10 protein-coding genes are annotated in these 12,553 nt (G+C 63.9%); 6 read left to right on the plus strand and 4 right to left on the minus strand.

Annotation, left to right across the window (positions count from 1 at the left end; genetic code table 11):
• Window positions 1-169 precede the first annotated feature (169 nt).
• The 3 genes from carB to FIU28_RS22325 all read left to right on the plus strand — a co-directional run bounded on the left by carB (window position 170) and on the right by FIU28_RS22325 (window position 4,778).
• Window positions 170-3,499, plus strand: coding sequence for a carbamoyl-phosphate synthase large subunit (gene carB, locus FIU28_RS22315; protein ID WP_143575299.1), 3,330 nt, complete (start codon window positions 170-172; stop codon window positions 3,497-3,499).
• 204 nt (window positions 3,500-3,703) lie between these two features.
• Entirely contained in the window at window positions 3,704-4,180 is a 477-nt protein-coding gene (gene greA, locus FIU28_RS22320; RefSeq protein WP_143575300.1) for a transcription elongation factor GreA, read from the plus strand.
• Window positions 4,181-4,367: 187 nt separating this feature from the next.
• Window positions 4,368-4,778, plus strand: a complete 411-nt coding sequence (locus FIU28_RS22325) for a DoxX family protein (protein WP_143575301.1) — start codon at window positions 4,368-4,370, stop codon at window positions 4,776-4,778.
• 66 nt (window positions 4,779-4,844) lie between these two features.
• Here the strand turns inward: FIU28_RS22325 and FIU28_RS22330 are convergent, their stop codons facing one another.
• The gene (locus tag FIU28_RS22330) at window positions 4,845-5,783 is read right to left on the minus strand and encodes an IS110 family transposase (protein ID WP_143572486.1); all 939 of its coding nucleotides are present in this window, start codon (window positions 5,781-5,783) and stop codon (window positions 4,845-4,847) included.
• A gap of 314 nt (window positions 5,784-6,097) precedes the next feature.
• Complete coding sequence (locus tag FIU28_RS22335) at window positions 6,098-6,577, minus strand: Lrp/AsnC family transcriptional regulator (protein ID WP_143575302.1); 480 nt, start codon at window positions 6,575-6,577, stop codon at window positions 6,098-6,100.
• Window positions 6,578-6,823: 246 nt separating this feature from the next.
• Here FIU28_RS22335 and trxB point away from each other — a divergent pair, with 246 nt between their 5' ends.
• Together trxB and FIU28_RS22345 are read left to right on the plus strand one after the other, a co-directional pair.
• Window positions 6,824-7,789 (plus strand): thioredoxin-disulfide reductase, encoded by a 966-nt coding sequence (gene trxB, locus FIU28_RS22340; protein ID WP_143575303.1) that lies wholly within the window; start codon window positions 6,824-6,826, stop codon window positions 7,787-7,789.
• Between the two features lie 2 nt (window positions 7,790-7,791).
• Complete coding sequence (locus FIU28_RS22345) at window positions 7,792-8,715, plus strand: LysR family transcriptional regulator (protein ID WP_168203015.1); 924 nt, start codon at window positions 7,792-7,794, stop codon at window positions 8,713-8,715.
• Window positions 8,716-9,030: 315 nt separating this feature from the next.
• On the opposite strand, the gene FIU28_RS22350 is transcribed toward FIU28_RS22345, so the two are convergent.
• Entirely contained in the window at window positions 9,031-11,379 is a 2,349-nt protein-coding gene (locus FIU28_RS22350) for a heavy metal translocating P-type ATPase (protein WP_246660771.1), read from the minus strand.
• Between the two features lie 49 nt (window positions 11,380-11,428).
• On the opposite strand from FIU28_RS22350, the gene FIU28_RS22355 reads away from it, so the two are divergent.
• Window positions 11,429-11,704 (plus strand): metal-sensitive transcriptional regulator, encoded by a 276-nt coding sequence (locus tag FIU28_RS22355; protein WP_143575305.1) that lies wholly within the window; start codon window positions 11,429-11,431, stop codon window positions 11,702-11,704.
• 123 nt (window positions 11,705-11,827) lie between these two features.
• Here FIU28_RS22355 and FIU28_RS22360 read toward each other — a convergent pair whose 3' ends face one another.
• Window positions 11,828-12,508, minus strand: a complete 681-nt coding sequence (locus tag FIU28_RS22360) for a ParA family protein (RefSeq protein ID WP_143575306.1) — start codon at window positions 12,506-12,508, stop codon at window positions 11,828-11,830.
• Between the last annotated feature and the right edge of the window lie 45 nt (window positions 12,509-12,553).

Here is a 12,553-nt window from a genome sequence, read left to right on the forward strand (position 1 = left end):
GGAGCCCTAAAGCGGTGCATTCCCGGTCGAAGGCGGCTTTAAAAGCCTTCCTTGCACGGCTATACTGGTCTAAAGACAGCCGCGCGCGAGGATCGACCCGCGCCCGGCTCAAGGGACGCGCGACGCGCGCCCTTTTTTTGTGCCCAGTTTCGACCAATCGCGAGATGCAATGCCCAAACGCACTGACATATCCACCATCCTGATCATCGGCGCCGGTCCCATCGTGATCGGCCAGGCGTGCGAATTCGACTATTCGGGCACCCAGGCGGTCAAGACGCTGAAGGAAGAGGGCTACCGGATCGTCCTCGTCAATTCGAATCCGGCCACCATCATGACCGACCCGGATCTGGCGGACGCGACCTATATCGAGCCGATTACCCCGGAAATCGTCGCCAAGATCATCGAAAAGGAGCGCGGCGACCGCTCCAAGGGCTTCGCGCTGCTGCCGACCATGGGCGGCCAGACCGCGCTGAACTGCGCCCTTAGCCTCCGCAAGCAGGGCACGCTGGAGAAATTCGACGTCGAGATGATCGGCGCCACCGCGGATGCCATCGACAAGGCCGAGGACCGCCAGCGCTTTCGCGAGGCGATGACCAAGATCGGCCTGGAAACGCCGCGCTCGGTGCAGGTTAAGAACCTGCCGGACGCGCTGCGCGCGCTCGACGTGATCGACTTCCCGGCCCTGATCCGCCCGTCCTTCACGATGGGCGGCACCGGCGGCGGCATCGCCTACACCAAGGCCGAATTTATCGAGATCGTCGAGCGCGGCATCGACGCCTCGCCGACCTCCGAAGTGCTGATCGAGGAATCCGTGCTCGGCTGGAAAGAGTTCGAGATGGAGGTGGTGCGCGACAAGAACGACAATTGCATCATCGTCTGCTCGATCGAGAACATCGATCCGATGGGCGTGCACACCGGCGATTCCATAACCGTTGCGCCTGCCCTGACCCTGACCGACAAAGAATACCAGATCATGCGCGACGCCTCATTGGCGGTGCTGCGCGAGATCGGCGTCGAGACCGGCGGCTCCAACGTGCAGTTTGGCGTCAATCCGGCCGACGGCCGCATGGTGGTGATCGAGATGAATCCGCGGGTGTCGCGCTCCTCGGCGCTGGCCTCCAAGGCCACCGGCTTCCCGATCGCCAAGGTCGCGGCGCAACTCGCCGTCGGCTACACGCTCGACGAGATCGCCAACGACATCACCGGCGGCGCCACGCCGGCGTCGTTCGAGCCGACCATCGACTACGTCGTCGTCAAGATTCCGCGCTTCAACTTCGAGAAATTCCCCGGCGCCAGCCGCACGCTGACCACCTCGATGAAATCGGTCGGCGAGGTCATGGCGATCGGCCGTACCTTCCAGGAAAGCCTGCAGAAGGCGCTGCGCGGCCTGGAGACCGGCCTCACCGGCCTCGACGAGATCGAGATCGAGGATCTCGGCCGCGGTGACGACAAGAACGCCGTCCGCGCCGCCTTGGGCACGCCGACGCCGGACCGCCTGCTGCAGGTAGCGCAGGCGATGCGGCTCGGCTGGAGCGACGACGAGATCTTCACCTCCTGCAAGATCGATCCGTGGTTTCTCTCGGAGATGCGCGGCATCGTCGAGATGGAAGCCAAGGTCAAGGAAAACGGCCTGCCCGGCCATGCGTTCGGCATGCGGACGCTGAAGGCGATGGGCTTCTCCGACGCCCGGCTCTCGGTGCTGGCGAACAAGACCGAGGAAGAAGTGAAGACGCTGCGGCGTTCACTCGACGTCCGCCCGGTGTTCAAGCGCATCGACACCTGCGCGGCCGAATTCGCCTCGCCGACGCCCTATATGTATTCGACCTACGAATCCTCGTTCGCCGGCGGCTTCTCCGACGAAAGCGCGCCGACCGACAAGAAGAAGGTGATCATCCTCGGCGGCGGTCCGAACCGGATCGGCCAGGGCATCGAGTTCGATTATTGCTGCTGTCACGCCTGCTTCGCGCTGCATGACGCCGGCTATGAGACGATCATGATCAACTGCAACCCGGAAACCGTGTCGACCGACTACGACACGGCGGACCGATTGTACTTCGAGCCGCTGACGGCCGAGGATGTCCTCGAGATCATCGATACCGAAAAGCAGAACGGCACCTTGCACGGCGTCATCGTGCAGTTCGGCGGCCAGACCCCGCTGAAGCTGGCGCATGCACTGGAAGACGCCGGCGTGCCGATCCTCGGCACCTCGCCCGACGCCATCGATCTGGCCGAAGACCGCGACCGCTTCAAGCGCATCCTCGACAAGTTGAAGCTGAAGCAGCCGAAGAACGGCATCGCCTATTCGGTCGAGCAGGCACGCCTGGTTGCCGCTGACCTCGGCCTGCCGCTGGTGGTGCGTCCGTCTTACGTGCTCGGCGGCCGCGCCATGCAGATCATCCGCGAGGAGAGCCAGCTCGGCGATTACCTGCTCGGCACCCTGCCCGAGCTGGTGCCCGCCGACGTCAAGTCGCGCTACCCGAACGACAAGACCGGCCAGATCAACACCGTGCTCGGCAAGAACCCGCTGTTGTTCGACCGCTATCTGTCGGACGCCATCGAGATCGACGTCGACTGCCTGTGCGATGGCAAGGACACGTTCGTCGTCGGCATCATGGAGCACATCGAGGAAGCCGGCATCCACTCCGGCGACTCCGCCTGTTCGCTGCCGCCGCATTCGCTCGATCCTGAAATGATCGAACGGCTCGAGCAGCAGACCCGCGACATGGCGCTCGGTCTCGACGTCGTCGGCCTGATGAACGTGCAGTTCGCCATCAAGGACGGCGACATCTACGTGCTCGAAGTCAATCCGCGCGCGTCGCGCACCGTGCCGTTCGTCGCCAAGGTGATGGGCATCCCGGTCGCCAAGATTGCCGCCCGCATCATGGCCGGCGAGAAGCTCGCTTCGTTCAATCTGAAGAAGCGCACGCTCGGCCATGTTGGCGTCAAGGAATCGGTCTTCCCGTTTGCCCGCTTCCCCGGCGTCGATACCGTGCTCGGCCCGGAGATGCGCTCCACCGGCGAGGTGATGGGTATCGACCAGACCTTCGCGGTGGCATTTGCGAAGAGCCAGCTCGGCGGTGGCACCCGCGTGCCGCGTAAGGGCACCGTGTTCGTCTCGGTACGCGAAAGCGACAAGACGCGGATCCTGCCGACCGTGAAGCTGCTGTCGGACAATGGCTTCAAGGTGCTCGCCACCTCGGGCACGCAGCGCTTCCTGGCCGACAATGGCGTACCCGCCGTCAAGATCAACAAGGTGCTGGAAGGCCGGCCGCATATCGTCGACGCCATTACCAATGGCGAGATCCAGCTGGTCTTCAACACCACCGACGGGCCGCAGGCTTTGGCCGACAGCCGGTCGCTGCGGCGCGCTGCCCTCTTGCATAAAGTTCCGTATTACACCACTCTTTCGGGCGCTGTGGCGGCAGCCCAAGGCATCCGCGCCTATCTGGGCGGAGACCTTGAGGTCCGCACCTTGCAGAGTTACTTTTCCGAAACCTGATTAAGGCCGGGCGGCACGCCGGGGCCGCGATCGGCAATAAACCTGACACGACCGGAACTCACCGGTCGTGATATTGTTCTGTTTCGGCACTTGCCGGGCCTGTTTGCAGTCCTTGGCTGCAAGCGCAGTCGCCGACATCTCGCAGATTGAATGGTTTCGTGCGCGCCGCGATGGCGCCGGCATGACGTTAAAGGACGAAAAGCGATGGTTGAAAAGGTCCCGATGACCGCAGGCGGCTATGCCGCGCTGGAAGTCGAGTTGAAGGAGCGTCAGTCGGTGAACCGTCCGCGGATCATCGAACAGATTGCCGAGGCGCGATCGCATGGTGACCTTTCGGAAAACGCCGAATACCACGCCGCCAAGGAAGAGCAGTCGCACAACGAAGGCCGCATCAACGAGCTCGAGGACAAGATCGGGCGCGCCGAAATCATCGACATCTCGAAGCTGTCCGGCGACACCATCATGTTCGGCGCCACCGTGACTTTGGTCGACGAGGACACCGAGAAGAAGGCCGTCTGGCAGATCGTCGGCGAGCCGGAAGCCGATGCCAAGAAGGGCCGCATCTCGATCACCTCGCCGATGGCGCGCGCGCTGATCGGCAAGGCCAAGGGCGCCACCGTCGAAGTCGTCGCCCCCGGCGGCGCCAAGGCTTACGAGATCACCAAGGTCGAGTGGCGCTAAGATCGCACGCTGACCGAAATGCAAAGGCCGCGCCTGGTGCGCGGCTTTTTGCTGCGCGCACGGTTGAACTGGGCTCCGGCCGGCAGGAATAATTGCGGCGATAACGTGTTCCTCACATGAGAGTGAAGGGCATCTCGCGCTGCAATAATGCTAAGAGCGATTTGTCATCACATGGGGGACAAATGACATGGACCAGACTCTTTCGAGATACCAGCCGACGGCGCTCAGCCTGTTTCGCTTCATCACCGGCCTGCTGCTACTGCAGTATGGCATCGCCAAGATCTTCAAATTCCCGGCCGTGCCGTATTTCGCCAAGGTTGAATTGTTCTCGCTGATCGGTGCCGCCGGAACGCTCGAACTGATTCTTGGTGCGCTGCTGCTGATCGGCCTGTTCACCCGCATCGTCGCCTTCATTCTGGCCGGCGAAATGGCCTTTGCCTATTTCATCGGCCACATGTTCAAGGGCGCCGATCCGGTGTTCCTGCCGCTGCTGAACGGCGGCACCGCCGCGATCCTGTTCTGCTTCGCCTGTTTGTATCTGGCGACGGCGGGCGGTGGTCCGATCAGCGCGGACGCGATGCTGCGCAACAAGGCGTAATAACTACAATTGCATGCCTGGTTTTCCCTCCCCCGCGCTTCGCGTGGGGAGCGACTGTCTTTCGGGTCAAGCGTTTTTGGGCTGCCATGGCGTTTTGTCCCGGAGGATGGCGTTGAGGATGGTGAGTAGCTTGCGGGCGACCGCAATGATCGCCACCAGCTTGGGCTTGCCGGCGGCAACGAGTTTGTCTCGAAACAGTTTGAGCGTCGGATTGAAGCGAGCGGCGACCATGGCGCCCATGAACAGCACGCCGCGCACGCTGGCTCTGCCGCCGCCGATGAAGCTCTTGCCGCGCCATTGGCCGGATTGCCGGGTCCATGGCGCCAGACCCGCAAGCGCGGCGATCTGACGGCGATCAAGCGTGCCCAGTTCCGGCAATTCGGCGATTAGGCTGCGGGCAATCGTCGGCCCGATGCCCGGGACCGAGGCCAGCAGATCTTCCTTCTCGGCCCAGGCCGGCGTGCCCTGGACGTGATCGCGGATATCGTCGTCCAGTTCAGCCAGCTCTTTCTCCAGCGCCTTGCGCAGCCGGGCGATGCTCTTCTTCAACCGCGGATTACTGACGCGACGGGCACGCTGGCTTTCCGCCGCGATCATCTCGACGATCTGGCGCCGGCGCGCGACCAGATCGGCAAGCAGGCGCGTCATCTCGTCGGGCAGCTGACGCAGCTGCGGTTTGGTCGCCTCGGCAAAATGCGCGATCACCATGGCATCGATCGGATCGGTCTTGGCGCGCTTGCCAACCGCGTTGGCAAAGAAGCGCACCTGCGCCGGATTGACGATCACCACCGGCAGGCTTGCTCCGCCGAGGCCCGCTGCGACAACCGTCTCGAAGCCGCCGGTCGCCTCGATGGCTACCAGCCGTGGCGAGATCGCCTTCAGTCGTCCGATCAGTTCGTCGATCCCCGCGCCATCTCGGGCGACCGCAAAACTCTGGCCCGTTGGGCGTACCGCTACGTCCAGCCGGTCCTTCGAAACATCGATGCCAACGTAAATCGCGTCCATCTGATCCCATCCTTGCGCAAGCGGGCTCGCAAAGCGGCCCAAGCGACTGTTCGGGTTCGATGGAACGGCAGGCGAAGACCCACGCTCCCCAACGGGCTTGGTGTCCCTCAGGTGATGCGGTCTTTCGCCTGCCACCGCTCCGCCAAGCTTAGCAGAAACGGCATTCGGCAAGTTACAAGGGTGGCCGGCCGGGTGTGGGTGGTGCGGCAAGCGCGACTGCACGTGTTGACCCAACCCGTCCCGGTGGTTCGCTTGGCTGACCAACGCGCTACTCTCTCCTCTGCATAGCTTCGCTGCTTGGATAAGGGAAAGAGTCAGTCCGCGACTTTCAACTCCAACGGCACGGCTGCGGCGTATTTGGAATTGTGCAGCACCAGCGAGGTGCGGACGTTACGTACATGCGGCGCGGCGGTGAGCTGGCCGACGAATTCCTGGAAGGTGGCCATGTCCGGCGCCACGCACTTCAAAATGAAGTCGATCTCGCCCGATAGCATCCAGCATTCCCGCACCAAAGGCTCCTGGCGGACAAAATCCTCGAATGCCTTGAGATCGGCATCGGCCTGGCTCGACAGATGCACCGACGCAAACACCGTGACGTCGAAGCCGAGCAGCCGTGGATCGAGCAGGCCGCGGTAACCCTGGATGTAACCGGCCTCTTCCAGCGTCCGCACCCGGCGCAGGCAGGGCGGCGGCGAGATGCCGACCCGCTTGGCCAGTTCGACATTGGTGATGCGGCCGTCGGCCTGGATCTCGGTGAGGATCTTGAGGTCGATCTCGTCTAGGCTTTTCGGCACGCGCGGCAGATCCTTATGAGCAGTGGCCGACTCTCTTAACGCAGGAGCGTTAGCTGACGCAATTTTATTGCGCGTGCGACGCAAAAATTAAGCGCGATCTGGGGAAAAAATGCCGATGCGGATTGCAATTCTTGCATAGCTCCACAGATATCCTAGAGTTTGACGGACTTCGATCTGACACTTTCGACGCTGCCGCCCTGGCGCAAGCACGTCGTCCCCAGCCCTCCCTTCAGAAAGGGATAGACCATGGCCGCCCCCATCCACGCGAAAGTCGTCATCATCGGTTCCGGCCCCGCCGGCTACACGGCGGCGATCTATGCCGCCCGTGCGATGCTGGAGCCCGTCCTGATCCAGGGCATGCAACCCGGCGGCCAGCTCACCATCACCACGGACGTGGAGAATTATCCGGGCTTTGCCGACGTGATCCAGGGCCCGTGGCTGATGGAGCAGATGGAAAAGCAGGCGGCGCATGTCGGGACGAAGCTTGTCACCGATCTCGTCACTGAGCTCGACACAAGGCAGCGCCCGTTCCGTATCGCTTGCGATTCGGGCGATGTCTATCTCGCCGAAACCGTGATTCTCGCCACCGGCGCGCAGGCGCGCTGGCTCGGCCTGCCTTCGGAAGAGAAATTTGCCGGCGGCGGCGTCTCCGCCTGCGCCACCTGTGACGGCTTCTTCTATCGCGGCAAGCAGGTCGTGGTGGTCGGCGGCGGCAACACGGCGGTCGAGGAAGCGCTGTTCCTGACCAATTTCGCGTCCAAGGTGACGGTCGTGCACCGCCGCGACCATTTCCGCGCCGAACGCATCCTGCAGGAACGGCTGTTCAAGCATCCCAAGATCGAGGTCATCTGGGACTCGGCGATCGATGAGATCTGCGGCACCGAAGGCCCGGCCAAGGTCACCCATGTCCGGCTGAAGAACGTCAAGACCGGCACAACGCAGGACGTGCCGGCCGACGGCGTGTTCATCGCCATCGGGCATGCGCCCGCAACCGAGCTGGTCAAGGATCAGATCAAGCTGCGGCCGTCCGGCTATATCGAGGTAGCACCGAACTCCACCGCAACGTCGGTGCCCGGCGTGTTCGCCGCCGGCGACGTGGCGGATGAAACCTGGCGCCAGGCGGTCACCGCCGCCGGCATGGGCTGCATGGCAGCGCTCGAAGCCGAACGTTATCTGGCGGCCCACGCCCACGACCGCGCAGCGGCGGAGTAGACATGGGACGCTCTCGTGATGGATTTAACGACATGGACTGGGACAAGCTGAAGGTGTTTCACGCGGCAGCGGAGGCGGGAAGCTTCACGCATGCCGGCGAGCAACTCGGCCTGTCGCAATCCGCGGTGTCGCGCCAGGTCAGCGCGCTCGAACAGGAATTGTCTGTCTCGCTGTTTCACCGACATGCCCGCGGCCTGATCCTCACCGAACAGGGCGACCTTTTGTTCCGCACCGCGCATGACGTGTTCATGCAGCTGCAGGCGGCGCGCGCCAAACTGACCGACAGCCGCGAGCGGCCGAGCGGCGACCTCAAGGTCACCACCACCCCCGGCGTCGGCATCAACTGGCTGATCCCCCGGCTCGGCGAATTCACCGCGCTGTATCCGGAAATCCGCATCTCGCTGATCGTCACCGACGAGGAGCTCGATCTGTCGATGCGCGAGGCCGACGTGGCCATCCGCACCCGCAAGCCGACCCAGCCAGACCTGATCCAGCGCAAGCTGTTCGCGATGGGTTTTCACGCCTATTGCGCGCCGGAATACGTCAAGCATTTCGGCACGCCGCGGACGCTGGACGAACTCGACGGCCACCGCATCATCACGCTGAGCGACGGCGGCGTGGCCCCGCATCTGCAGAACCGCAACTGGCTGGTCGAGGCCGGTCGCAACGGCTCCGGCCCGCGCGAATCCTACTTCAAGGTCAACAACATCCTGGGCCTGGTGCGCGCCTGCCAGCAGGGGCTCGGCATCGCCGCGTTGCCGGACTATCTGGTCGAGGAGAACAACCGGCTGGTGCAACTGTTCGGCGAATCCGATTCGATCCAGCTCGACACCTATTTCGTCTATCCCGAGGAATTGAAATCGGTCGCCCGCGTCCAGGTGTTCCGCGATTTCATCGTCAGCAAGGCGCAACGCTGGCCGGGCTGATATTCCACCGCGGTAACCGCCTGCTGCATGACTGACATGCCGAGCGGGGCGTTGCCGGGCGCGCAGAACGGGGATCATATTTGGTGCAAGCTGAGGCGTCGCGCCGCGTTTATCCCCCTCCTCCAGTGGTGCGGAGCCTTGGTCATCCCTCTTGGAAGGTGATTGTGTCGGCCTCTCGAGGCCAATATCTCGGCCGGGCTCGTGTGAGCCCGGCTTTTTTTTGGCGTAGTGGTCGTAGCCCGGATGGAGCGTAGCGCAATCCGGGAACAGTGCGATCGTTCAGCCGATCGCGGATTTCGCTTCGCGCCATCCGGGCTACAATTTGACCTTCGCCAGCCGCAGCGCGTTGCCGATCACGCTGACCGACGACAGCGCCATCGCCGCGGCGCCGACCATCGGCGACAGCAGCAGCCCGAACACCGGATACAGCACACCGGCCGCGATCGGCACGCCGGCGGCGTTGTAGACGAAGGCGAAGGTGAGATTCTGCCGGATGTTGCTCATCGTGGCTTTCGACAATTTCCGCGCACGGACTAGACCCATCAGGTCGCCGGTGAGCAAAGTGATGCCCGCGCTCTCGATCGCGACGTCGGTGCCGGTGCCCATCGCGATGCCGACATCGGCGGCCGCCAGCGCCGGTGCGTCGTTGACGCCGTCGCCGACCATCGCGACGCGGCGGCCCGAAGCGCGCAGTCGCTCCACCACCTCGCTCTTGCGGTCCGGCAACACGCCGGCCTCGACCTCGTCTATCCCCAGCGTCTTCGCCACCGCCAGCGCGGTGGTGCGGTTGTCGCCGGTAAGCATCACGATCCGCAGACCATCCTTGCGCAGCTCTTGCAGGGCGGCCTGGGCCGACGGCTTGACCGGATCGGCAATCGCGATCACGCCCGCTGCGCGGCCATCGACGGCGATATAGATCGCGGTGGCGCCGTTGGCGCGCGCGGCTTCGGCGATGCCGTTCAGGTCCGACGTATCCACGTTCAGCTCCGCCATCAGCATCGCATTGCCGAGCGCCACCTGTTTGCCGTCGATGCGGCCCGATACGCCCTTGCCGGAAGGCGCGGCAAAATCACGGACCTCGCCTGGCGCCATGCCGCGTTCATGCGCGGCCTGGACGATCGCCTGCGCCAGCGGATGTTCGCTGGCCCGTTCGATGGAAGCGGCCCATCGCAACACCTCGTCTTCCGCAACGCCTTCGGCGGCGGTGATGGCAACGACTTTCGGCCGGCCCTCGGTAAGCGTGCCGGTCTTGTCGATCACCACGGTATCGATGGTTTCCAGCCGCTCAAGCGCCTGGGCATCGCGCACCAGAATGCCGGCCTGAGCGCCGCGGCCGATGCCGACCATGATCGACATCGGCGTCGCCAGCCCGAGCGCGCATGGGCAGGCAATGATCAGCACCGTGACGGCGGCAACCAGCGCATAGGTCAGGCGCGGCTCCGGCCCGAACATCGCCCAGGCCGCAAACGCCAGCACCGCAGCCGCGATCACCAACGGCACAAACCAGCCAGCGACCTTGTCGGCAAGGCGCTGGATAGGTGCGCGCGAGCGCTGCGCCTTGGCGACCATCTCGACGATACGTGACAGCATGGTATCGCGGCCGACCTTGTCGGCGCGCAATACGAGCCCCCCGCTCTGGTTCACCGTGCCGCCGATGACGCGCGCGCCTTCGGCCTTGGTCACCGGCATCGACTCGCCGGTCACCATCGATTCATCGACCGCGGAACGGCCTTCGGTAACGAGGCCGTCGACCGGGATTTTCTCGCCGGGGCGGACGCGCAAGAGGTCGCCGACCGCGATGAGGTCGAGCGATACGTCTTCGTCGCCATCGGCGCCGATCCGTCGCGCGGTCTTCGGCGCAAGGCCGAGCAACGCCCGGATCGCGCCCGAGGTCTGGTTGCGGGCGCGCAATTCCAGCACCTGGCCGAGCAGCACCAGCACGATGATGACCGCAGCCGCTTCGAAATACACCGCGACCGCGCCATGATGATCGCGGAACGCCGGCGGGAAAAGCTGCGGCGCCAGCGTAGCAATCACGCTGTAGATCCAGGCTACGCCGGTGCCCATCGCGATCAGCGTGAACATGTTGAGGTGGCGCGTGACCACGGAGCGCCAGCCGCGCACGAAGAACGGGGCGCCGGCCCACAGCACCACCGGCGTCGCCAGCACGAAGGAAATCCAGTTCGAAGTGGCCGGCGCGACCAGGGTCATCAGGCCGAGATGCGCGCCCATCTCCAGCACGAACACCGGCAGCGTGAGCGCCAGCGCGATCTTGAAACGCCGGCTCATATCGACCAGTTCGGGATCCGGCGCATCCTCGAGGGAGACCTGTTCGGGCTCCAGCGCCATCCCGCAGATCGGACAGGTACCCGGGCCGACCTGCCGGACCTCCGGATCCATCGGACAGATGTAGATCGTGCCGGCGGGCGCCGCAGGCGCCGGCTGTTTCGGTTTCAAAAAGGATTCCGGATCGGCGGCAAAGCGCTCGCGGCAGCGGCCGCCGCAGAACAGGTACTCCACATCCTTGTAGCTGAAGCGATGCTTGGCCGTGGCGCGTTCGACCTTCATGCCGCACACCGGATCGGTCTCGCGCATATCGACGGCGGCTGGCGTCTCGTTCGGCGCGCAACAGCACGCGCCATGCTTGTGAACAATCTCTGCCATTGGACCCTCGTCGCTTGAAGCGGATACCCTGAGGGGGTATATTAGGCCCATGAGCAGCGAGATCAAGACATCATGTTTGAAACGCCTCAAACGAATCGAAGGCCAGGTGCGGGGCATCGCCGGCATGGTCGAAACCGACCGCTATTGCATCGACGTCGTGACACAGATTGCGGCGGCGCGCGCGGCATTGCGGCGGGTAGAGGAGGAGATCCTGCGTGACCATGTCGCGCACTGCGTCGAGCACGCGATCTCATCCGGCAACAAGGCCGACCAGCGGCGCAAGATTGCTGAACTGATGGACGTGGTCAGCCGCGCCGACCGCTGAAGCGCACATGACATCGCTGAAGCGCACATGACATCGCTGAAGCGCACATGACATCGCTGAAGCGCACATGACAAAGACGCGCGTACCGGTGTACGCGCGTCTTTGTCAGCGGCTTGGTGGATGTTACGCGGCCTGCTTGTGCATCGTGCCGGTGGCCGACATGGTGCCGCGGATAGCCTTGATCGAGCGTTCGATGGCGGCCCAGAGCTTGGCGATCTCGCCGGCGGCGCGGCCATCGGCGGCATATTCGCGGGCGCCTTCGCCTTCGGCCAAAGCCAGCAGCAGATCCGCGCGGTTGGTGATCTGGCCCGACCACACCGGGGCCTTGAACTTGCTCAGCGCCTCGCGTGCGACGGTGACGATGCGGCTCTCGACCTCATCGCGACGCGCCGGGGCCCCGTTGATCACGACCGCATAGGGCTTGCGCGAGGTGCGGCAGCTCTGGATCGTGTCCTGCACCGCATCGACGTCGAACACGCCAGGACGAGCCGGGATGATGACCATGGTCGCATGCTTGATCGCGTCATCGACCACGGCCGCGTTGGTCGGCGGCGTATCGATGAACACCCACTCCACGCCCTCCTTCTTTGCTGCATTGATCAGCTCGGCAACCGAACGGGTCGCCGTCTTGATCATCGGTTCATTGGTGCCGCGCAGCTTGTGCCACAGCGTCAGCGACGCCTGCGGATCGGCATCGATCAACAGACATTTCTTGGACGACTTTTGAATTTGAGCAGCAAGATGCGCCGCCAGTGTGCTCTTGCCTGAGCCACCTTTACGCGACGCAAAAACAATTACGTTCATATGATCCGCCTCCAGATTGACCCCAGAACACGAAAATGAATCAAG

This window comes from Tardiphaga sp. vice154, from assembly GCF_007018645.1.
GTDB lineage: Bacteria > Pseudomonadota > Alphaproteobacteria > Rhizobiales > Xanthobacteraceae > Tardiphaga.